This is a genomic window from Kitasatospora sp. MY 5-36 (assembly GCF_001182915.1).
In the GTDB taxonomy this organism is placed as follows: Bacteria; Actinomycetota; Actinomycetes; order Streptomycetales; family Streptomycetaceae; genus Kitasatospora.
The window spans coordinates 1-21,390 of the sequence record NZ_LFVW01000009.1 but is presented as its reverse complement, the minus strand read 5'-3'; the positions used below and the strand labels follow the sequence as shown (position 1 = coordinate 21,390).

At 70.8% G+C, this 21,390-nt stretch carries 20 protein-coding genes; 5 read left to right on the top strand and 15 right to left on the bottom strand.

The features are described 5' to 3' along the window. Positions 1 to 18: 18 nt before the first annotated feature. The 6 genes from AE652_RS00510 to rfbB all read right to left on the bottom strand — a co-directional run bounded on the left by AE652_RS00510 (position 19) and on the right by rfbB (position 5,325). Positions 19 to 924: a glycosyltransferase family 2 protein gene (locus AE652_RS00510; RefSeq protein WP_198959420.1), complete on the bottom strand. Its 906-nt coding sequence runs from the start codon at positions 922 to 924 to the stop codon at positions 19 to 21. Positions 925 to 928: 4 nt separating this feature from the next. Further along, the gene (locus AE652_RS00505; protein WP_049649037.1) at positions 929 to 1,327 is read right to left on the bottom strand and encodes a DUF2304 domain-containing protein; all 399 of its coding nucleotides are present in this window, start codon (positions 1,325 to 1,327) and stop codon (positions 929 to 931) included. After that, positions 1,324 to 2,013, bottom strand: coding sequence for a glycosyltransferase family 2 protein (locus AE652_RS00500; protein WP_049649036.1), 690 nt, complete (start codon positions 2,011 to 2,013; stop codon positions 1,324 to 1,326). Before AE652_RS00500 ends, AE652_RS00505 begins: the two co-directional genes overlap by 4 nt. Before the next feature lie 68 nt (positions 2,014 to 2,081). Then, positions 2,082 to 3,398, bottom strand: a complete 1,317-nt coding sequence (locus AE652_RS00495) for a lipopolysaccharide biosynthesis protein (RefSeq protein WP_198959421.1) — start codon at positions 3,396 to 3,398, stop codon at positions 2,082 to 2,084. Positions 3,399 to 3,415: 17 nt separating this feature from the next. Beyond that, positions 3,416 to 4,351, bottom strand: coding sequence for a dTDP-4-dehydrorhamnose reductase (rfbD, locus tag AE652_RS00490; RefSeq protein ID WP_074003961.1), 936 nt, complete (start codon positions 4,349 to 4,351; stop codon positions 3,416 to 3,418). After that, the gene (gene rfbB, locus AE652_RS00485; RefSeq protein ID WP_049649035.1) at positions 4,348 to 5,325 is read right to left on the bottom strand and encodes a dTDP-glucose 4,6-dehydratase; all 978 of its coding nucleotides are present in this window, start codon (positions 5,323 to 5,325) and stop codon (positions 4,348 to 4,350) included. Before rfbB ends, rfbD begins: the two co-directional genes overlap by 4 nt. Positions 5,326 to 5,406: 81 nt before the next feature. Between rfbB and rfbA the strand changes: the two genes are divergently transcribed. Together rfbA and rfbC are read left to right on the top strand one after the other, a co-directional pair. Beyond that, positions 5,407 to 6,282: a glucose-1-phosphate thymidylyltransferase RfbA gene (gene rfbA / locus AE652_RS00480; RefSeq protein ID WP_049649034.1), complete on the top strand. Its 876-nt coding sequence runs from the start codon at positions 5,407 to 5,409 to the stop codon at positions 6,280 to 6,282. Next, positions 6,279 to 6,878, top strand: coding sequence for a dTDP-4-dehydrorhamnose 3,5-epimerase (gene rfbC, locus AE652_RS00475; RefSeq protein ID WP_049649033.1), 600 nt, complete (start codon positions 6,279 to 6,281; stop codon positions 6,876 to 6,878). The genes rfbA and rfbC overlap by 4 nt, the downstream gene beginning before the upstream one ends. An 85-nt stretch (positions 6,879 to 6,963) precedes the next feature. Here rfbC and AE652_RS00470 read toward each other — a convergent pair whose 3' ends face one another. From AE652_RS00470 to AE652_RS00430, 9 genes are all read right to left on the bottom strand, one after another. Further along, the gene (locus AE652_RS00470; protein ID WP_053111918.1) at positions 6,964 to 7,413 is read right to left on the bottom strand and encodes a GtrA family protein; all 450 of its coding nucleotides are present in this window, start codon (positions 7,411 to 7,413) and stop codon (positions 6,964 to 6,966) included. Next, on the bottom strand, positions 7,410 to 8,372 hold the full coding sequence (locus AE652_RS00465) for a glycosyltransferase family 2 protein (RefSeq protein ID WP_049649032.1): 963 nt from the start codon (positions 8,370 to 8,372) through the stop codon (positions 7,410 to 7,412). Before AE652_RS00465 ends, AE652_RS00470 begins: the two co-directional genes overlap by 4 nt. Positions 8,373 to 8,560: 188 nt before the next feature. After that, positions 8,561 to 9,754, bottom strand: a complete 1,194-nt coding sequence (tuf, locus tag AE652_RS00460) for an elongation factor Tu (protein ID WP_049649031.1) — start codon at positions 9,752 to 9,754, stop codon at positions 8,561 to 8,563. Positions 9,755 to 9,954: 200 nt separating this feature from the next. Beyond that, positions 9,955 to 12,060, bottom strand: coding sequence for an elongation factor G (fusA, locus tag AE652_RS00455; RefSeq protein WP_049649030.1), 2,106 nt, complete (start codon positions 12,058 to 12,060; stop codon positions 9,955 to 9,957). Between the two features lie 39 nt (positions 12,061 to 12,099). After that, entirely contained in the window at positions 12,100 to 12,570 is a 471-nt protein-coding gene (gene rpsG, locus AE652_RS00450; protein ID WP_030055803.1) for a 30S ribosomal protein S7, read from the bottom strand. A 2-nt stretch (positions 12,571 to 12,572) separates the two neighbouring features. Then, on the bottom strand, positions 12,573 to 12,944 hold the full coding sequence (gene rpsL / locus AE652_RS00445) for a 30S ribosomal protein S12 (RefSeq protein WP_014144289.1): 372 nt from the start codon (positions 12,942 to 12,944) through the stop codon (positions 12,573 to 12,575). Positions 12,945 to 13,321: 377 nt separating this feature from the next. After that, positions 13,322 to 14,923 carry a DUF2142 domain-containing protein gene (locus AE652_RS00440; protein ID WP_049649029.1) on the bottom strand — a complete coding sequence of 534 codons (1,602 nt, stop codon included), beginning with the start codon at positions 14,921 to 14,923 and terminating at the stop codon, positions 13,322 to 13,324. Between the two features lie 47 nt (positions 14,924 to 14,970). Next, positions 14,971 to 16,659: a hypothetical protein gene (locus tag AE652_RS00435; protein ID WP_049649028.1), complete on the bottom strand. Its 1,689-nt coding sequence runs from the start codon at positions 16,657 to 16,659 to the stop codon at positions 14,971 to 14,973. 186 nt (positions 16,660 to 16,845) lie between these two features. Further along, positions 16,846 to 17,310 (bottom strand): DUF1707 and DUF4190 domain-containing protein, encoded by a 465-nt coding sequence (locus AE652_RS00430; RefSeq protein ID WP_369808242.1) that lies wholly within the window; start codon positions 17,308 to 17,310, stop codon positions 16,846 to 16,848. Positions 17,311 to 17,656: 346 nt separating this feature from the next. On the opposite strand from AE652_RS00430, the gene AE652_RS00425 reads away from it, so the two are divergent. From AE652_RS00425 to AE652_RS00415, 3 genes are all read left to right on the top strand, one after another. Further along, on the top strand, positions 17,657 to 18,478 hold the full coding sequence (locus AE652_RS00425; protein WP_049649026.1) for an ABC transporter ATP-binding protein: 822 nt from the start codon (positions 17,657 to 17,659) through the stop codon (positions 18,476 to 18,478). 11 nt (positions 18,479 to 18,489) lie between these two features. After that, positions 18,490 to 20,088, top strand: a complete 1,599-nt coding sequence (locus tag AE652_RS00420; RefSeq protein ID WP_049649025.1) for a hypothetical protein — start codon at positions 18,490 to 18,492, stop codon at positions 20,086 to 20,088. Positions 20,089 to 20,181: 93 nt separating this feature from the next. Beyond that, positions 20,182 to 21,390 (top strand): DUF2786 domain-containing protein (locus tag AE652_RS00415; RefSeq protein ID WP_234348163.1); only part of this gene is annotated, 1,209 nt, incomplete at its 3' end.

The window sequence follows — 21,390 nt, the reverse complement described above, 5'->3', positions numbered from 1 at the left end:
ACCAGTGGGTGCGAGCGGTCAGTGCCGGTCGCCGCCGGTCAGCGCGTGGCGGACCAGCACCTTGGCGCCGGCCCGCTCGCCGCGCTTCAGGGCGCCCGGCAGCATGGTCAGCGCGTGCAGGCGGGAGGCGCTGCGGAACCGGGCCGCACGGGCGGCCTTCGGCCAGCCGCGGGCGTCCATCCGCTCCGCCACCGCGTTGAAGTACCGCTCCGCCTCGGTGAACCGGGTGCCGGAGAAGGCCTGCACCGAGGACTCGCTGACGGCGTGCCGCCGGTACTGGAAGACGACGGTGGTGTTGTCCACCAGCATCTGCTCGCCGCGCTCCAGCAGGTCGACGACCAGGGCCAGGTCCTGGATCACCGAGTACTCGTCGCGGAAGTTGACCGCGCGCAGCGCCTCGCCCCGCCAGCAGATCGACGGGAAGTAGAGCCAGTTGCCGCGCAGCACGCTCGCGGCCAGCTCCTCGCCGCCCATCAGCCGCCGGCCCTTGACGGTCGGCGCGTAGATCTTCTCCTTGACGTTGTCCGCCAGGCCGGAGCGGCTGACCTCGCCGTTGCCGTCGATGACCTCGACGCCCGGCTGCACCATGCCCAGGTCCGGGTTGTCCTTGACGATCGCCCGGACGGTCTCCAGGTAGTGCGGGTGCAGCAGGTCGTCGCAGCCCATGATGACCACGTGGTCGGCCGTGGACAGCTCCACGCACTTCTGGAAGTTCTTGGTGATGCCGAGGTTCCGCTCATTGCGCAGGTAGCTCACCCGGTCGTCGCCGAGCGAGGCGAACCAGCCCGGGACGTCCGGCTCCTTGCCGTCGTCTATGACGGTCAGCCGGAAGTCCCGGTCGGTCTGCGCGAGGATGCTCCGCACCGCGGCCTGCATCAGCGCCACGTCGCCGTAGTACGGCAGCATGAACTCGAAGGTCGCCACGGGATCAGGCCTTGCTGCGGTCGACCGGCGCCGAGACCGGCAGGTCCAGGTCGAAGCGCTCCTCGTTCAGACGGGCGCCCTCGTTGATCGCCACGGTCCGCGCCAGGTCGGTGAGCTTCTTCTCCAGCGAGCGGAAGCGCAGGAAGGTGTTCAGGGTCAGGAAGCCCATCCCCAGCACCATCCCGTACAGCACCAGGTCGGTGCCGCGGCCGACGCCGAGCTGGTGGGCCAGCCAGGTCACGTCGGTGGGACGCAGCACCGCGTAGATGTTCACGACCACGAAGACCGAGAACGCGATGCGCTTCCAGGCGCGGGTGTTGGCACGGTCCCAACGCCGGATGAACATGAAGGCGAGAGTGACCGAGCCGAGAATGAGAACCAGCTGGATCCAGAAGAATTTCATCGGCGGCTACGCTCCCGCAGCGAGATGTCGAAGATGATGTTGACGCCGTTGATCAGGGACTGACCCTTGGCGCGTGAGTAGTCGGTGTACAGGATGTCCACCGGGAGTTCGGCGACCCGGAGGTCCGAGCCGGCGAGGAAGCTGACGATCTCCGACGCGTGCGCCATGCCGTTCATGGTGATCCGCAGCCGGCCGGCGGCCTCGCGGTTCAGCACGCGCAGACCGTTGTGGGCGTCGGTCAGCTTGAGCTTGCGAGCGGTCGGGCTGACGGTCGCCGCGGTGCGCAGGACGACCCGCTTGATCCACGGCACCTGCCCGTTCTGCTCGATGAAGCGCGAGCCGAGGACGACGTCCGTGTCGCCCTCCCGCAGCAGGGCGACCATCTTCTCGACGTCGGCGGTCTGGTGCTGGCCGTCCGCGTCGAAGGTGGCGAAGTACTTGGCGCCCGGCTGGGCCAGGGCGTAGGCGAGGCCGGTCTGGAGGGCGGCACCCTGGCCGAGGTTGACCGGGTGGCGCACCAGGTGCGCGCCCGTCTCCATGATGTGCTTGGCCGAGTCGTCGCCGCTGCCGTCATCGACGACCACGATGTTCGGGAACGTCTTTCGCGCCCCCTCCACAACGTCGGCGATCACCTGGCCCTCGTTGTAGGCCGGGATCACCAGCCAAACATCGTCGTACTGGGACACGGAGGCTCCATGAATGGGGTCTGGCCCGCGCTGCTGCGCGGCGATCTGAAGATGAGGGGCGGACACGGTCAGTCACCGGCCGTCCGGCTGCTCAACACCGCGGCGTTCGGGTCCCCCGACTGCTGGACGAGGCCGGCGGAGTTCGTCGCCGAACGGGCGAAACTCTGCCTCAGGACCGCCAGCATACCGAGGACGGTGGCCACGGAACCCGCCGTGTACGCAACGACCACGCGGGTGGACACGTCGCCCGGCATGAAGGTGATCGCGGCGAGGACCGCCGTGCCGACCGCCCAGCAGAGCAGCTGAAGGTTGTGCCGCTTGAATACCATCAGCGCCTGGCCGAGCACCATCGCGAACATGTACGCCACGGTTCCGGCGGACATCCAGAAGAAGTCGAGGCAGCCGAGCACCGGCTTGGCGCCGAACAGCACCTGGATCAGCCAGGGGCCGAGGGCGACCGCCGGGATGCCGCCGAGCACGCCGAGCCCGCCGACCACGGCGCCGATCTTCTTGAGCATCCCGGTGAAGGCGGCCCGGTCCCCGACCGCGATCGCGGCGGAGAGGCCGTTCAGCAGCGAGGCCTGGAGCGAGCCGAAGACGAACAGCGGCACCCGGGCCAGCACCAGCGCGTTGAGCAGGGCGGCGATCAGCGCGGAGTCGGAGGGCGCGAGCAGCTTGGTGCTCACCACGGCCGCGTTCACCACGACCTGGGAGAGCAGCGTCGAGCAGATCAGCAGGCCGAGCCCGGAGCAGAGTTCGGACCAGCCGACCTGCTCGCCGGGCTTCACCGCGCGCAGCAGCGGCGGCAGCGTGACGATCGTGGCGATGATCGGCGCGACGGCCAGGATCAGGCTGAACGCGAGCGCCGAGTGCACACCGGCCACGGCGAAGGCGAAGGCCAGGCCGATCCGCAGGCCGCCGTCCAGGCCGAGCTGGGTGCCGTACGCGCCGAAGCGGCCGAGGCCGGCCAGCACGCCGCGGGTGAGGTAGCAGACGGCCATGCCGGTGAAGGCCCCGCCGAGCGCCAGCACCAGCGAGCGGTCGCCGTGGAACATCGACCGGGCGATCGGGCCGGAGGCGGCGCCGAGGGCGACCAGGGTCGCCGCGAGGATCCCGCCGGTGAGCAGGGTCGCCCGGCGCAGCACCGGCGCGGCGCCGTGGCCGAGCGCCGCGCGCGCCGAGACGATCCGGGTGAGCTCCTGCTCGATCGGGAAGAAGACGCCGATGCCGACCGACATCACGATCGTCCACAGCAGCGAGACGTTCGCCATGTCGTCGACCGACAGGCTGTGGCCCGCCACTCCGAGGTGGATGTAGGAGGCGGCACCCAGTACGACGGTGCCGCCGGCCACCGCCAGGGTTCCCGGCGGTAGCGCGGCAGCCACCTTCGTCAGTGCGTTCTTCACTGAGGTCTGTCGCTCTCCGTGGTCCGGGCCGTGGCGGCCAGTTCGGCGAAGACGGGCGTGGCCAGGGCCTCGGCCAGCATGGTCCGCCACTCGGGCAGCGGCGCCAGCCCGGCGGCGGCCCAGCGGTCGTGGGCCAGCACGCTGAAGGCGGGGCGGGCGGCCGGGCGGACGAAGGCCTCCGACGTGGTCGGGCGGATCCGCTCCGGGTCCAGCCCGCTCAGCGCGTAGGTCTCGCGGGCCAGTCCGCACCAGGTGGTCCGGCCGCTCGCGGTGCCGTGGTAGACCCCGGCCGGGGCCTGCCCGGCGAGCGCGGCCCGGCCGAGCTCGACCAGGCGGCCGGCCAGCGCGTACGACCAGGTCGGCTGGCCGTGCTGGTCGTCCACCACGTCCAGGGTGTCGCGCTGGGCGGCGAGCTTGAGCATCGTGGCCACGAAGTTCGGGCCGTGCTCGCCGTACAGCCAGGCGGTGCGCACGACGTAGCCGTGCTCGGGGAGCAGTTCGGCGACCGCCCGCTCCCCCACCAGCTTGCCGCGGCCGTACGCGTTCACCGGCGCGGTCGGGGCGTCCTCCGGGCAGGGCTCGGTGGCGTCGCCCGGCAGGACGTAGTCGGTGGAGACGTGCAGCAGCCGCGCGCCGCTCTTGGCGCAGGCCTCGGCCAGGTGGCGCACACCGGTGCCGTTGACGGCGGTGGCGGCGTCCTCCTCGGCCTCCGCGGCGTCGACGTTCGTCCACGCGGCGCAGTTGACCACGATGTCGTGGCCCTCGACGGCGGCCTGGACGGCCGCCGGGTCGGTGATGTCGAGGTCCGCCCGGCGCAGCGCGGTGATCTCGGCGGTCCCGTCGGCGCCCAGCACCGAGAGCAGGTCCTGCCCGAGCATCCCGGCCGCGCCGGTGACCAGCCAGCGCACGGGCGCGGCGGCGTTCGCGGTCACTTGGCCAGGGCCGCCTTCTGCTTCAGCGGCTCCCACCAGGCGCGGTTCTCGCGGTACCACGCGATGGTCGCGGCGAGGCCGTCCTCGAAGCGGACCTGCGGCTCGTAGCCGAGCTCCTCACGGATCTTGCTGATGTCGATCGAGTAGCGGAGGTCGTGGCCCTTGCGGTCCTCGACGTGCTCGACCATGTCCCAACCCGCGCCGGCGGCCTCCAGCAGCAGGCCGGTCAGCTCCTTGTTGGTGGCCTCGGTGCCGCCGCCGATGTTGTAGACCTCACCCGCGCGGCCGCCGCGCATGACCAGCTCGATGCCCCGGCAGTGGTCGGAGACGTGCAGCCAGTCGCGGACGTTGCCACCGTCGCCGTACAGCGGCACCTTCTTGCCGTCGATCAGGTTGGTGGTGAACAGCGGGATGACCTTCTCCGGGAACTGGTAGTGCCCGTAGTTGTTGGAGCAGCGGGTCACCACGACGTCCATGCCGTGGGTGCGGTGGTACGCCAGCGCCAGCAGGTCGGAGGAGGCCTTGGAGGCCGAGTACGGGGAGTTCGGCTCCAGCGGCCAGGTCTCGGTCCAGGAGCCCTCGCTGATCGAGCCGTACACCTCGTCGGTGGAGATGTGCACGAAGCGGCCGACGGCGTGCTTGCGCGCGGCGTCGAGCAGGACCTGGGTGCCGACGACGTTGGTCAGCACGAACGGGCCCGCACCGGCGATCGAGCGGTCCACGTGGGACTCGGCGGCGAAGTGCACCACCACGTCGTGGCCCGGCATGACCTGGTCGACGGCGTCCGCGTCGCAGATGTCGCCCTGGACGAAGGTGTAGCCCTTGTGGTCGGCCACCGGGGCGAGGTTCTCCAGGACGCCCGAGTAGGTGAGCTTGTCAAAGACCGTGATCCGGGCGTTCTCGTCAGCCCCGAGGAGCTGACGGACGAACTCCGAACCGATGAACCCGGCGCCGCCGGTCACGAGGATGCGCATAATGCGCGTAGTCTACCGCCGCCCGAACGCCCCTCCGACCCGGCCCCTCCCGCGTTCACCGATCTCGAATAGGGTGCTCCCATGCGTGGAATCCTCCTGGCCGGCGGCACCGGCTCGCGGCTGTGGCCCCTGACCCGTGCGGTGTCGAAGCAGCTCCTCCCGGTCTTCGACAAGCCGATGATCTACTACCCCCTCTCGACCCTCGTGATGGCCGGGATAAGCGAAATCCTGATCATCACCACCCCGAACGACCGGGACCAGTTCGAACGGCTGCTGGGCGACGGTTCCCAGTTCGGCCTGAAGCTGCAGTACGCCGTCCAGGAGAAGCCCGAGGGCATCGCCCAGGCCTTCGTGCTCGGCGCGGACTTCATCGGCGACGAGCCGGTGGCCCTGATCCTCGGCGACAACATCTTCCACGGCACCGGCCTGGGCACCTCGCTCACCGAGCACTCCGACATCAAGGGCGGCCGGGTCTTCGCCTACCCCGTGGCCGACCCGACCGCGTACGGCGTGGTCGAGTTCGACGAGAGCGGCCAGGTCATCTCCATCGAGGAGAAGCCGACCGAGCCCAAGTCCCGCTACGCCGTCCCCGGCCTGTACTTCTACGACAACCGGGTCGTCGAGATCGCCCGCACCCTGGAGCCGAGCGCCCGCGGCGAGCTGGAGATCACCGCCGTCAACGACGCCTACCTGCGCACCGGCGACCTGCACGTGACGACCCTCGACCGCGGTACCGCCTGGCTGGACACCGGCACGTTCGTGTCGATGGTCCAGGCCTCGGAGTTCGTCCGGGTCATCGAGGAGCGCCAGGGCTTCAAGATCGGCTGCATCGAGGAGGCCGTCTGGCGGGCCGGGCTGATCGACGACGCCCAGCTGCGCGAGCTCGCCGAGCCGCTGCTGAAGAGCGGCTACGGCCAGTACCTGGTGGACCTGCTCGACGAGGCGGCCGCCAAGTGAAGTTCCGCGAGCTCTCCATCGAGGGCGCCTTCGAGATCACCCCGCAGGTGCACGGCGACGCCCGCGGCCACTTCACCGAGTGGTACCGCTTCGACCTCCTCGCCGAGGTCGTCGGCCACCCGCTGGACCTGGCCCAGGCCAACCTGTCGCTGTCCGCCAAGGACGTCGTCCGCGGCATCCACTTCGCCGACGTCCCGCCCGGCCAGGCCAAGTACGTGGCCTGCACCCGCGGCGCGGTGCTGGACGTCATCGTCGACCTGCGGGTCGGCTCGCCGTCCTTCGGCAAGTGGGAGTTCGTCCGGCTGGACGACACCGAGCGCACGGCCGTCTACATCCCGGAGGGCCTCGGCCACGGCTTCTGCGCCCTGAGCGACGACGCCACGCTGACCTACCTCTGCTCGGCGACGTACAACCCGACCGGCGAGCACGGCGTGCACCCGCTGGACCCGGACCTCGGCATCGAGTGGCCGACCGACGCCCCGCAGCTCTCGGCCCGTGACGCGGTCGCGCCCACCCTCGCGGAGGCGCTCGCCACCGGCCTGCTGCCGGACTACCAGGCCTGCAAGGCCTACACGGACTCGCTGAAGCAGCAGTAACGGCGGGGCCCGACCCACGGAGGGGACGCGTGCAGCGGCACGCGTCCCCTCCGTCGTCGTACCGGCCGCCGGCCGCGCGCCGGGCTCAGCGCCTCCGGAAGACCCACAGCTTGAGCAGCACGAACCGGGCCACCGTGGCGAGGCCGTTGGCCGCCACCAGCCCGGCCACCTCGACCACCCGGGAGGCGTGCGGCAGCGCCGCGTCCAGCAGCGCCAGCGCGCCGCTGCTGAGGCCCAGCCCGATCAGGAACGCGACCGCGCCCTGGAGCTGGTGGCGCACCGCGCCGTCCGAGCCGGTGATGCCGAAGGTGAAGCGGCGGTTGGCCGCGGTGTTGGCCACCGCGCTGACCGCCAGGGCCACCAGGTTGGCCGCCTGCGAGGAGGCGACCAGCCGCAGCAGGACGAACAGGGCCAGGTAGAAGAGGGTGCTCAGCACCCCGATGACCAGGAAGGACGGCAGCTGCCGGCGGACCGGCCGGGCCGCCCCGGCGGGCTCGTCGCGCTCGCCCCGGTCCGCGGAGAGGGTCTCGTTCACGCGCCCGTACCGTACCGGTCCTGCTCCTCGGCGGAGTCGTAGCCGACGAAGTACGCGGGCCGGGCCTGGACCGCCGAGTAGATCCGGCCGACGTACTCGCCGAGCAGGCCGACGCAGACCAGCTGCACGGCGCCGATGAAGAGCATCCCTATGAACAGCGAGGACCAGCCGGGCACGGTGGAGCCGACGGCGTACGCGACCGTGGTGTAGATCGCCAGCAGGAGGCAGACCAGGAAGCTGAACAGCCCCAGCCAGGTGGCCAGCCGCAGCGGGGCGGCGGAGAAGTTGGTGACGCTGTCCAGCGCGAGCCGGAGCATCTTCGAGAGCGGGTAGTGGGTGCTGCCCGCGACCCGCTCCTCGCGCACGTAGACCACCTCGCCGCTGGGGAAGCCCAGCCACGGCACCAGCAGCCGGTAGACCGGCTGGTGCTCGGGCATCGCCTTGAGCGCGTCCACCGCCGCCCGGCTGAGCAGCCGGAAGTCGCCGGCCTGGTTGGGCATCCGCTTGCCGACCAGCTTGCGCATCAGCCAGTAGTAGCCGCCGGCGGTGTGCCGCTTGAAGAAGGTGTCGGTGCCGCGGTCGCCGCGCACGCCGTAGACGATGTCCAGGTGCTGCTCGCGGGCGAGCTCCAGCATCTCGGGGATCTTCTCCGGCGGGTCCTGGAGGTCGGCGTCGATGGAGACCACGTAGTCGCCGTGGGCGCGGTGGATGCCGGCGGTGAGGGCGGCCTGGTGCCCGGAGTTGCGGGCGAAGCGGACGATGCGGAACTCCGGCCAGTCCTGGCGGATCTTCTGCATCAGCACCGGGGTGACGTCGGTGCTGCCGTCGTCCACCCCGACCACCTCGTAGGCCACGTCGAGCCCGTCGAGGATCGGCCGCAGCCGTTCGACGGTCAGCGGGAGCGCCTCCTGCTCGTTGTAGATCGGCATCACGACCGACAACAGCGGTGCCGTTGACATGCGTTGGTCCCACTTTCCGCGACGGCGGGCTGGATGGTGGCCCGACCATAACAGTCTGCGATGAGCGGCCGCTGAAAGGCGGTGCGCTCCGGTGAACTGCCCATGAGACGCCGAAGGGCCCCGCGCACCGTGCGGTGCGCGGGGCCCTTCGGACGAGCCTGTACGAGGCAGGCAGGTCAGATCGTCAATTACTTGATGATCTTGGTGACCTGGCCGGCGCCGACGGTGCGGCCACCCTCACGGATGGCGAACTTCAGGCCCTCCTCCATGGCGATCGGCTGGATCAGCGCGACCGTCATGGCGGTGTTGTCGCCCGGCATGACCATCTCGGTGCCCTCGGGGAGGGTCACGACGCCGGTCACGTCCGTGGTACGGAAGTAGAACTGCGGGCGGTAGTTGTTGAAGAAGGGGGTGTGACGGCCACCCTCGTCCTTCGACAGGATGTACGACTGGGCCTCGAAGTCGGTGTGCGGCGTGACCGAACCCGGCTTGATGATGACCTGGCCGCGCTCGACGTCCTCGCGCTTGATGCCACGGAGCAGCAGACCGACGTTCTCACCGGCCTGGCCCTCGTCGAGCAGCTTGCGGAACATCTCGATGCCGGTGACCGTGGTGGTGGTCTTGGTCTCCTTGATGCCGATGATGTCGACAGTCTCGTTGACCTTGAGGATGCCGCGCTCGATGCGACCGGTGACGACGGTGCCACGACCGGTGATCGTGAAGACGTCCTCGATCGGCATCAGGAACGGCTGGTCCACGGCGCGGGCCGGGGTCGGGATGCTCTCGTCGACAGCCTTCATCAGGCCGAGGAGCTTCTGGCCCCACTCGGCGTCGCCCTCGAGGGCCTTCAGCGCGGAGACGCGGACGACCGGCAGGTCGTCGCCCGGGAACTCGTACTCGGAGAGCAGCTCACGGACCTCGAGCTCGACGAGCTCCAGGATCTCCTCGTCGTCCACCATGTCGGCCTTGTTCAGGGCGACAACGATGTACGGAACGCCGACCTGGCGGGCCAGGAGGACGTGCTCCTTGGTCTGCGGCATCGGGCCGTCGGTGGCGGCGACCACCAGGATGGCGCCGTCCATCTGGGCGGCACCGGTGATCATGTTCTTGATGTAGTCGGCGTGACCCGGGCAGTCGACGTGCGCGTAGTGACGGTCCTCGGTCTGGTACTCGACGTGCGCGATCGAGATGGTGATACCGCGCTGACGCTCCTCCGGGGCCTTGTCGATCTGGTCGAACGGCGTGAAGGGGTTCAGGTCCGGGTACGCGTCGTGCAGCACCTTGGTGATGGCCGCGGTCAGCGTGGTCTTGCCGTGGTCGATGTGACCGATGGTGCCGATGTTGACGTGGGGCTTCGTCCGCTCGAACTTCGCCTTCGCCACTGAGTCCTCCTGAGGACAGTTCCTGTACGCCGTGCTGACGCCAGTTGGTCTTTGATCGGTTTTGGTGCGGGTTGCCCGGAGGACATCCCGTGCCGTCCCGCTGGTGGGGGGGCCGGAGGCTCCCGGGAGGATCCGACCGGATCCTCCCGAGACGCCTCCGAATAGCCTAAGGCTTCGTAATCGTCCCGATTATCGGGACGTCACTCGCCCTTGGCCTTGGCGATGATGTCGTCCGCCACGTTCTTCGGAACCTCGGCGTACGAGTCGAACTGCATCGAGTAGCTCGCGCGACCAGAGGTCTTGCTGCGCAGGTCACCGACGTAGCCGAACATCTCGGAGAGGGGCACCAGCGCCGTGACGACGCGGGCACCGTGACGCTCGTCCATGGACCGGATCTGGCCACGGCGAGAGTTGATGTCGCCGATCACGTCGCCCATGTAGTCCTCGGGCGTGGTGACCTCGACGGCCATCATCGGCTCGAGGAGGACCGGCTTGGCCTTCCTCGCGCCTTCCTTGAAGGCCATCGAACCGGCGATCTTGAACGCGAGCTCGGAGGAGTCGACGTCGTGCGACTGGCCGTCCAGCAGGCTCACGCGGACACCCTGCAGCGGGTAGCCGGCGAGGATGCCGAACTCCATGGCCTCCTGGCAACCGGCGTCGACCGACGGGATGTACTCCCGCGGAACGCGGCCACCGGTGACCTTGTTGACGAACTCGTAGCCCTCGGCCTGCTCGAGCGGCTCGATCGCGATCTGCACCTTGGCGAACTGACCGGAACCACCGGTCTGCTTCTTGTGGGTGTAGTCGATGCGCTCGACCGCCTGGCGGATGGTCTCGCGGTACGCGACCTGCGGCTTGCCGACGTTGGCCTCGACCTTGAACTCACGGCGCATACGGTCGACCAGCACCTCGAGGTGCAGCTCGCCCATACCCGCGATGATGGTCTGGCCGGTCTCCTCGTCCGTGTTGACCTGGAAGGACGGGTCCTCCTCGGCGAGACGCTGGATGGCAACACCCAGCTTCTCCTGGTCACCCTTGGACTTGGGCTCGATCGCGACGCGGATGACCGGGGCCGGGAAGTCCATGGACTCCAGGATGACCGGGTTCTTCTCGTCGGACAGCGTCTCACCGGTGGTGGTCTGCTTCAGGCCCATGACGGCGATGATGTCGCCGGCGCCCACCGAGTCGATCTCCTCACGCTTGTTCGCGTGCATGCGGTAGATCTTGCCGATGCGCTCCTTCTTGCCCTTGACGGCGTTCAGCACCGAGGTGCCGGACTCCAGGCGGCCCGAGTAGACCCGGACGAAGGTGAGCTTGCCGAGGTGCGGGTCCGACATGATCTTGAACGCGAGCGCGGCGAGCGGCTCGTCGTCCGAGGCCTTGCGGGAGATCTTGACGCTGTCGTCGCCCGGCTTGGTGCCCTCGATGGACTCGATGTCCAGCGGGGACGGCAGGTACTTGACGACCGCGTCGAGCAGGGGCTGGACGCCCTTGTTCTTGAAGGCGGTACCGCAGAAGATCGGGGTGAAGTCCGAGTTCAGGGTGCCCTTGCGGATCGCGGCCTGCAGCAGCTCGACCGGGATCTCCTCGCCCTCGAGGGCGAGCTCCATGATCTCGTCGCTGACGTTCGAGACCGTGTCGATGAGCGCCTCGCGGTACTCGTCGGCCTGCTCCTGCAGCTCGGCCGGGATGTCGACGATGTCGTACATCTCGCCCTTGGCGGCCTCGGCGGACCAGACCAGCGCCTTCATGCGGACCAGGTCGACAACGCCCTGGAAGTCCGACTCGGCACCGATCGGGAGCTGCATGACCAGCGGGGTGGCGCCGAGGCGGTCCACGATGGTCTTGACGCAGAAGAAGAAGTTCGCGCCCGTGCGGTCCAGCTTGTTGATGAAGCAGATGCGCGGGACGCCGTAGCGGTCAGCCTGCCGCCACACGGTCTCGGACTGGGGCTCGACACCGGCGACACCGTCGAACACCGTCACGGCACCGTCGAGGACGCGCAGCGAACGCTCCACCTCGACGGTGAAGTCGACGTGACCCGGGGTGTCGATGATGTTGATGGTGTGGTCGGCGTCGTCGACCGTCCAGTGACAGGTCGTCGCGGCCGACGTGATCGTGATGCCGCGCTCCTGCTCCTGCTCCATCCAGTCCATGGTGGCAGCGCCATCGTGGACCTCACCGATCTTGTACGACACACCGGTGTAGAACAGGATCCGCTCGGTGGTGGTGGTCTTGCCCGCGTCGATGTGCGCCATGATCCCGATGTTGCGGACCTTGGCGAGGTCAAGGGAGGTTGCAGCCATTGTGGCTCGTTCTCTCTCTGTCTAGTGACGGGGTACGGACTACCAGCGGTAGTGCGCGAAGGCCTTGTTGGACTCGGCCATCTTGTGGGTGTCCTCGCGACGCTTCACGGAAGCGCCCAGACCGTTGCTGGCGTCGAGGATCTCGTTCATCAGGCGCTCGGTCATGGTCTTCTCGCGACGGGCGCGGGAGTACCCGACCATCCAGCGCAGCGCCAGGGTGCTGGCGCGGCCCGGACGGACCTCGACCGGAACCTGGTAGGTCGCGCCACCGACACGGCGGGACTTGACCTCGAGGGCCGGCTTGACGTTCTCCAGCGCGCGCTTCAGCGTCACGACGGGGTCCGAGCCGGTCTTCTCACGGACGCCCTCGAGGGCGCCGTAGACGATCCGCTCAGCGGTGGAACGCTTGCCGTGCAGCAGGATCTTGTTGACCAGCTGGGTGACGACCGGGGAGCCGTAAACCGGGTCGATGATGACCGGGCGCTTCGGGGCGGGGCCCTTACGAGGCATTCTTACTTCTCCTTCTTGGCGCCGTAGCGGCTGCGAGCCTGCTTGCGGTTCTTGACACCCTGGGTGTCAAGCGAACCGCGGATGATCTTGTAGCGGACACCAGGAAGGTCCTTCACACGACCACCGCGCACCAGCACGATGGAGTGCTCCTGCAGGTTGTGGCCCTCGCCCGGGATGTAAGCGGTGACCTCGATCCCGCTGGTGAGGCGCACACGGGCGACCTTGCGGAGAGCCGAGTTCGGCTTCTTCGGGGTGGTCGTGTACACACGCGTGCAGACCCCACGGCGCTGCGGGGAACCCTTCAGCGCGGGAGTCTTGTTCTTCTCGACCTTGTCCTGCCGGCCCTTTCGGACCAGCTGCTGGATCGTAGGCACCGTTTCTCCGTTTTCTGTGTGCCAAGGCTTGGTGGAACTAACCTGCGGTGTCTCCCCTCACACACGGCCCCGTGGTCGACCCACGCGGTCGGGTGTGTTGGGCTTGTTACGACACGGAATCCCATGGCTGCTGTACAGCGACGGCGCTCTACGCGCGGGACGCTGGGAAGCGCTCCGGCTCGGCGCGGCGACCGGTGTGCATGCACGCACAAGGACCCGGGGACACCCCAGGCACAAGGTCAGAGCGTACCTAGCGCATCGGGCTCGGTCAAAACAAATGCAACGCCGCAGGTCGCGGGGCCGGCACCGGAAGCGGCCCGGGAACCGGGCCGGGGCGGGGCTCCCTACCACAACCGGGCAGCCCCCGCACCGCGACCCTACGCCTCCGCGTGGGCCCCGGCGAGCCGGGGCGGATCCTGCGCGGCACCGCCGTCGGCCGCCCCGGCCGACTGCGGCAGCGGACGGTCCCGGTTGTCCGACACCGCCGCGAACAGCCCCAGCGCGAGCGCGGCCAGGGTGTACACGGCCAGCCACAGCATCCAGGTGCCGGGCGGGGACCAGTGCGCCGGGTTGATCAGCAGCGGGCCGGTGCTGCCGACCGTGTTGCGGCGCAGCGCCCAGAGGAAGGCCGCGGCGTTGACCAGGGACAGCGAGAAGCCGGAGATCACCAGCAGCCGGCGCCAGGCGAAGCCGCCCCAGGGCAGCCGCTCGTGGCAGATCGCGGCGCACAGGATCGGCAGCCCGACGGCGAACGGCAGCAGGTAGCGGCCCTGCCAGATCATGCCCAGCTGGCGCGCCTGCATGGCCTGAGCCGCTATCGGTATCACCACGATGCCGACCATCACCCCGACGATCGCCAGGGCGTCCCGGAACCGGGCGTAGCACAGCGCGAACATCGCCAGGGCGAGCACCACCCCGCACCAGACCAGCAGCGTCGCGGCCGGCGCCTCGGCGTCCAGCCAGCCGAAGTAGCCGATCATCTGCTTCATGTACAGCAGGCCGAAGTCGAAGGTCTTCCGGGCCGCGGCCAGCGGGGTGAGGTCGCTCGGGGTGTTGATGATCGAGTTGTCCGGGTGGCTCGACGACCAGGCCAGGGCCGCGACGGCGGACGCGGCGCCCAGGCCGCCCCAGAGCCAGGTCACCTTGCGGCGGACCACTTCCCGCACCGCGCCCTTCTGGCTCAGCAGCAGCGCGAAGAACAGGGCCCCGGCGAACCAGATCATGCCCAGCGGGCGGATGCTGATCAGCACCAGCGCGCCGATGCCCAGCCGGGCCAGCCGGCGGTTCAGCAGGTGCGGGTCCGGGTTCATCAGCATCGGCAGCCCGGCGCTCCAGACCAGGATGCCCGCCGCGATCTCCGGACCGCTCGGGTTCACCATGCCGAACAGGAACAGCGCCATCGGCGTGGCCGCGGTGACCGTGCCCAGCAGGGTGAAGGACCGCCGCCGCCACTCGGCCGCCGAGACCACCGCGCTCGCCACCAGGGCGGAGCAGATCAGCGCCGACATCAGGCGCATCAGGTAGAAGCCCTTCGCCCCCGGGACCAGGAGGCTGGGCCAGCCCACCGCGAAGTAGTACGCCGGGTGGTAGCGGCCGGCCGCGGTGGTCACCAGGGCCTCGCCCGGCCGGTCGATGAGCCGCGGCGCGCAGGACGCCGGGGTCTCGGGCTTGAAGACGTAGCAGGAGTTGACGTCCTTGAGCTCCTGGTAGATCCGCGGGAGCTCGACCCCGGTCTCGGCGAACTGGCCCTCGATGCCGCCCACCAGGTGCGGGACCATGACCTCGCGGCCCTCGACCTGCCCCCGGGCGACGGCCGCGGCCCGGATGAGGTGGGCGTGCTCGTCCGGCGAGGCGCCGATCGGGGTGGCGATCGACCAGGACGCACTCAGGGCGAACAGGATCGCGAAAGCCACTGCCCACAGACGCCTCGGCGAGGAGACGAGCCGGTCGGCGAGGCTCTTGACGGCGGTGATCATCATCAGGATTGGGCCTTCGGGGTCAGTTCGGGCTCATGGGCGGGAACTGGTTACTTGATCATGCTGAGCCATGACTGGTCACCGGTCTTGGAGCAGTGCCCACCCGGCGCGAACTTCGGGCAGGTGCCGTCGAGGTTCTGCACGGTGTGCGACACCCACGGCAGGATGCGGTAGGTGTTCTCCTTGGCCGGCAGGTAGCGGTCCGACATCGACGACGAGACCGTACCGAACAGGAAGAGGAGAGCGAACAGCGTACCGACGACGGCCGCCTGCGGGCCCGGCAGGGGCGTTCCGGCGAGTCCCCCGGTCCCGGCGGCCTCCCCGGTCCCGTCGGCCCCCGCGACCCGGCGGTGCTCGGCCAGCCGGAGCGACACCAGGTGGACCAGCAGGGCGCACAGCAGCAGGCCGCAGTACAGCAGCTGGTTGTTGGTCCGGGTGTAGAGCTGGACCGTCTGCGTCTCGTACATGTGCGAGGCGATGTACATCCGCATCACCCAGGCGCTCGCGAACATGCAGCTGATGGTGACGACCACCGGCTTGCGGATGCCCAGCCAGAGGGCGGCGCCCAGTGCGACGAACATCACCACGGCGAACAGGTCCATGCCGCCGAACTCGCCGGGGATCGGCCAGTCCCCCACCTTGCCCGGCATGTCCGTGCGCCACATCAGGAAGTACGCCGGGTCGGTGAAGTTGTCGAAGCGGAAGTTGGGGTCCTTGGTGTCCTGGCCGTCGGTCAGCATGGTCACCAGGTAGCTGCCGCAGACCAGCAGGAACGCGCCCACGGTGGCGGCCAGGTAGACCAGGCCCTTGAGCCGGCTGTCACGCCAGGGGAAGTACGCCAGCGCCGCGACCACCACGCCGATGGCGCTCCACAGGAACCACCCGGAGTAGGTGAGGAACAGCAGGCCCAGCAGCGCGCCGAAGCCGGCCGCCTTCAGCAGCAGCAGCCGCCAGCCGTCCGTCCCGCTCCGGCGCAGGTGCACCACCACGGCGACCAGAACGGGCACCAGGACGACCAGCACGGTCTGGCTGTACGGCTTGTAGGCGTCGATCAGGGCGAAGGCCGGCAGCACGCCGAAGGCGAGCGCCCGGACCGGGCTGAGCAGCATCCGCCACGACAGGTAGACCAGCGGGCCGAACGCGGCGGCGCCGAGGATCTGGAGGTCCTTGAAGGCGTACGCGGTGTTGCCGCCGCGGAACCACTCGGCGTAGTAGCCCAGGGTGTAGAGCGGCGCCGGCGGGTAGACCGCCGAGCCCGAGGGCTGGCCGTTCGCCAGGGCGTGGGCCCACTCGACGATGCGCCCGCTGTCGCCGTTCAGGCCGAACATCGGCCAGGGCGTGCCGAGCAGCGCCATCACCGCGCCGGCCGCCACGAAGCCGCTGGCGAGGCCCGCGATGGCGGCCGCGGAGAACCGGGCCACCAGGCCGAAGTGCCGGCCCGAGCGGAAGCGCATCGCGAGCACGACCGCGCCGAGCAGGAGGAAGCCGATGACCGCGAACCGCAGCTGCAGCGCGGCGAGACCGCTCACCTGGGCGATCCGGTCCAGCGGGTCCATGTGGAACTTGCTCGCCATCACGGGGAGCACCAGGGCGGCCAGGAAGGCGATCAGGGCCTCACCCGCGAGCAGTGCCGGGGCCGACGTCCAGAGCCGAGCCGCGGAGCGGCGCGCGGATCCCGGGATCAGCGGACGCCCTCCGATCGGCGGGATCCTGGAGGCCTCTTGGGCACTGACTGTCACTGGTAACGGTCCTCAGCTCGTGGTCGCTCGCTCGGCCCGCCCCACCCTTCGGCGTCGGCCGGTGACGGAGACCGTACTGCTTCCGGGCGCACGGCGGCAGCCCCGGGCATCATAGGTCCTACGCCTGAGGAAGACCCCATCGGGAAGATGGACGAACCGCCCCCGGGCCGCCCGGGCGGGCCCGCCTCAGGCGATGCCGATCAGGATCATCAGGGTCCAGAACGCGCAGCCCAGGTAGCCGATGACCAGGCCGAGGACGGCCGCCCAGTCGCCGTCCATGTTGCGGCGGCGGATCTCCGCGCGGGCGATGTGGCCGGTGACCACGGCGGGGGCGGAGAGGCCGACCAGGCCGGCCACCAGGGAGACCACGGCGAGCACGTTGGTCTGGCGGGCCTGGGGCGGCGGCGGGACCGGCATGAAGGTGGCCGGAACGGGCGTGGCCGCGGTGGGCGGCGGCGCCGTCATCGGCCCCGAGGGCAGGTCGGCCACCAGCACGGCCAGCTGGCCGTAGGTCTGCGCGGCGGCCACCGCCTCGTGGCGCTGCTCGTACTCCTGGACGGTGAGCCGCCCCTCGGCGAACGCGGCCTTGAGCACGTCCAGCGTGCGGTCCCGGTCCGCGTGGCCCGCCCGCATCGCGGCCTGCGACGCCACCGCGGGCGCGGGCGCCGGCTGCCAGCCACCCGCCGGCCTGCCGGGCGGATAGCCGGAACCAGGCTCGCCCCATGGTTGTACGGACATCCGCCACCTCCCGGTAGCGCGGCACCCCCGCGCACGTCACTGCTCCCTCATAGTGCAGGACGAACAGCCGAACTGAGTAGTTGCCAAATCGGCCCAGTAGTCGCCCGGACGAGGAAAACGGGCGGCGTGCCTCACCCGTTCGGCGGACACTCTCAGGGGATGCTCAACTCGGGCGACAGCCGGTCCGCACGGTGACAGGCTGAGCCCGGAGAGACCCGCACCACGACGACGTCCACCACCACGAGCAGAGAAGGCCGCCATGCAGGCGTCAGCGCCGCCGTCCCCCGACCTCTCCGGGCCGGGAACCCCGTCCGCCGTCAGCATCCAGGGGCTCTGGAAGCACTTCGGCCCCCAGGCCGCGGTGGCCGGGCTGAGCCTGGAGCTGCCGGCCGGGGCGTTCATCGGCCTGGTCGGGCCGAACGGTGCCGGCAAGACCACCACGCTGTCGATGGTCACCGGGCTGCTCCGGCCCGACCAGGGCACCGTCCTGGTGCACGGCGCCGACGTGTGGGCGGACCCGGTCACGGTCAAGGCCCGGATCGGCATCCTGCCCGAGGGCCTGCGGATGTTCGAGCGGCTCAGCGGGCGCGAGCTGCTCCAGTACACCGGGCGGCTGCGCGGCCTGCCCGGCGCCGAGGTGGACCGGCGGGCCGAGGAGCTGCTGGCCGTCCTGGACCTCGGCCGGGACGCCGACAAGCTGGTCGCCGACTACTCCACCGGCATGCGCAAGAAGGTCGGCCTGGCCGCCGCGCTGCTGCACAACCCGGACGTGCTGTTCCTGGACGAGCCCTTCGAGGGCGTCGACCCGGTCTCCGCCCAGACCATCCGCGGCGTGCTCAAGCGGTACGCCGCGGCCGGCTCCACGGTGATCTTCTCCAGCCACGTGATGGAACTGGTCGAGCAGCTCTGCGACTGGGTCGCGGTGGTCAACGCCGGCCAGGTGATAGCCCAGGGGCCGCTGGACTCCGTCCGGGGCGGGCGCAGCCTGCACGAGGCCTTCCTGGAGCTGATCGGCGTCCGCGAGGACGACGGGCAGGCGCTCGGCTGGCTCGGCGGCGGGCAGGCCGGGGGCACCCTGTGAACAATGCCCCGGTGCCCGACGGGCGGACGGTGGTCCGTGCCCTGGTGGCACTCAAGCTGCGGCTGCTGCGCAACGGGCTGCGGCGCAGCCCCGGCCGGACCACCGTCTACGTGATCGGCGGCGTCGCGGGCCTGGCCCTCGCGGCCGGCGTCGCCGTCGCCATGACCGCGCTGAACGGGCGCTACGCGGGCTCCGGGGACGCCGGGGTGATGCTGCTCGGCGTGCTGACCCTGAGCTGGGCCGCGCTGCCGCTGTTCCTCTTCTCCAGCGACGAGAGCGCCGACCCGACCCGGCTGACCATGCTGCCGCTGCGCCCCGGCCCGCTGCTGCGCGGCACCCTGCTGGCCGCGCTGATCGGACCGGGGCCGCTGGTCAGCCTGGTGCTGGTGACCGCCGCGGTGCTGGCCGGCGCGACCGGCGGCGCCTCGGCCGCGGTCGCGGTGCTCGGCGTGCCGCTCGCGCTGCTCTGCCTGGTCACGCTCTCCCGGGCGGTCGCGGCGGGCAACGCCCGGATGCTCTCCAGCCGGCGCGGCAAGGACTTCGCGATCTTCGGCGGCCTGGCCTTCGCCCTCCTGGTGCAGGTCGCCAACGTCGGCTCGCAGAGCATCCTCGGCCGCCGGGGCGGGCCGATCGACCTCAGCCCGCTCAAGCCGATCGCCTCCGTGCTGCGCTGGATCCCGCCGATCAGCGCGGCGGACGCGCCGCGCACCGCCGGCGAGGGCCGGTACGGGCTGGCGCTGCTCCAGCTCGCCGCGGCCGCCGCGCTGCTGGCGCTGCTGCTGCGCTGGTGGCGGCGGAGCCTGCAGGAGCTGATGGTGACCGCCGACTCCTCCACCCTGGAGGTCGCCCGCGGGGTGCAGGACTCGCGCGGCTGGCGGTTCCTGCCGCAGGGCCGGACCGGCGCGGTGATGCAGCGGCACCTGCGGTACGCCTGGCGCGAGCCGCGGGCCAAGGCGGCGCTGTTCACCAGCATCGGGATGACGCTGGTGATCTGCGTGCTGTCGATGGTCCAGGGCTGGGCGAGCGTCTACCTGCTGGCGATGACCGGGGTGTTCCTCGGGCTGCAGATGCTCAACCTGTTCGGCATGGACGGCTCGGCGTTCTGGATGGTCGCCGCCACCCTGCGCACCCCGGCCGACGCCCGCTCCGAGCTGCGCGGCCGGGCGTACGCGGTGCTGTCGTACGCCGTCCCCGTGACGCTGCTGCTCGGGGTGGTCCTGGCGGCCGTCACCGGCCGGTGGAGCGAGCTGCCGTCCGCGCTCGGCCTGGCGCTGACGCTGCTCGGCTGCGGGATCGCGCTGGGCGCGATGTTCAGCGTCCTGGCGCCGTACACCATGCCGGCCGACAGCAACCCGATGCGCAACGCCGCCCCGGGCCAGGGCGGGCTGATCCTGCTCAACCAGTTCGGCTCGATGCTCGGCGTCGCCCTGCTGGCGCTGCCGGTCGGCGGCTACCTCGCCTGGGCCCTGGTCTCCGACGGCCCGAGCTGGCCGGTGCTGCTGGTCGGCCCGCTGTACGGCGCGCTGGTCGCGGCCCTCGGCGTCCGCCTCGCGGCGGCCCGCCTGCTGGACCGCACCCCGGAGATCCTCGCCAAGGCCGTCGAGCGCTGAACCGCTCTCCCGTCGGTCCCCGCCGCCGCTCCGGCATCATGGGCAGGAGGAGCCGGGCCGTCGTGGCACCGTCGAGGAGAGCAGGGACACACCGTGGGCGAGCGCGCGCAGCAGGCCGGGACCGCCGGACCGCTGCTGGAGCAGGCGGTGCGGTCGGTGGTGACGGCGCCGGAGGAGGCGCTGGACCTCGCCCTGGACACCGGGGCCTCGCTGCTGGCCGCCTCGGCCGGGCAGTGGCCGGAGGTCGGCCGGGCGCTGCTCGGGTACGCGGACACGGCCGTCGGCCGCTGCTGGTCCGCCGGGTGGCGGCCGGCCGACCTGGCCCGGGTGGTGCGGCGCGAGCTGAAGCCCGTCCACCTGGCCCTCGCGGTGGACCTGATCGCCGCCGAGGGCCGCCGCCACCCCGCGGCCGCCCTGGACCGGCGCTGGCTGGAGCAGCTGCGCGAGCTGGAGGCCGAGGTGTGGTGGTCAGGCGACGACGAGTACCTCGGCGCCTTCGCCGACCGGCACCGGCTGGACCGCTTCGCGCTCGCCACCGCCGCCCTGGAGCTGCTGCGCACCTGGGGCCGGCTGCCGCCGATCGCCCCGGTGGGGCCCGCCCCCGGGCAGGCGGTGCGGCCGCAGCACGCGGGGCCGGTGAGCGGCGAGCCGCGGATGCTGGCGCGGATCCGGGCGCTGCTGGCCAAGGCCGAGTCCACCGAGTACCCGGAGGAGGCCGAGGCGCTGACCGCCAAGGCCCAGCAGCTGATGGCCCAGCACAGCATCGACGACGCGCTGCTGGCCGCGTCCGGTGCCGACCGCGACACCCCGGCGGCGCTGCGGATCGGGGTGGACAACCCGTACGAGGGCCCCAAGACGATGCTGCTGGACGCGGTCGCGGCGGCCAACCGGTGCCGGGTGGTGTGGGCGAAGGAGTTCGGCTTCTGCACCGTGGTCGGCTTCGACGGCGACCTGGACGGCGTCGAGCTGCTCTACACCTCGCTGCTGGTGCAGGCCACCCACGCGCTCAACAAGGCGGGCTCCCGCAAGGACTCGCGCAGCAAGGCGTTCCGGCAGTCCTTCCTGGTCGCGTACGCGGCGCGGATCCGCGAGCGGCTGACCGCCGCGACCGAGCGCGCCACCAGCGCCGCCGCGGCCGGACGGCACCTGCGCGAGGACGGCACCGAGGAGCAGCTGCTGCCCGACGCGCGGCTGCTGCCCGCGCTCGCCGCCCGCTCCGAGGCGGTGGACCAGGAGATCGGCCGGCTGTTCCCGAAGCTGGTCTCGCAGCGGGTGCGGGTCAGCGACGGCGTGGGCTGGGCG

Coding starts and splice junctions, on each gene's coding strand:
- rfbA (WP_049649034.1), top strand. CDS start 5,407: ATGCGTGGAATCCTCCTGGCCGGCGGCACCGGCTCGCGGCTGTGGCCC.
- AE652_RS00505 (WP_049649037.1), bottom strand. CDS start 1,327: ATGAAATTCTTCTGGATCCAGCTGGTTCTCATTCTCGGCTCGGTCACT.
- AE652_RS00425 (WP_049649026.1), top strand. CDS start 17,657: ATGCAGGCGTCAGCGCCGCCGTCCCCCGACCTCTCCGGGCCGGGAACC.
- AE652_RS00440 (WP_049649029.1), bottom strand. CDS start 14,923: ATGATGATCACCGCCGTCAAGAGCCTCGCCGACCGGCTCGTCTCCTCG.
- AE652_RS00465 (WP_049649032.1), bottom strand. CDS start 8,372: ATGTCAACGGCACCGCTGTTGTCGGTCGTGATGCCGATCTACAACGAG.
- fusA (WP_049649030.1), bottom strand. CDS start 12,060: ATGGCTGCAACCTCCCTTGACCTCGCCAAGGTCCGCAACATCGGGATC.
- rpsG (WP_030055803.1), bottom strand. CDS start 12,570: ATGCCTCGTAAGGGCCCCGCCCCGAAGCGCCCGGTCATCATCGACCCG.
- rfbB (WP_049649035.1), bottom strand. CDS start 5,325: ATGCGCATCCTCGTGACCGGCGGCGCCGGGTTCATCGGTTCGGAGTTC.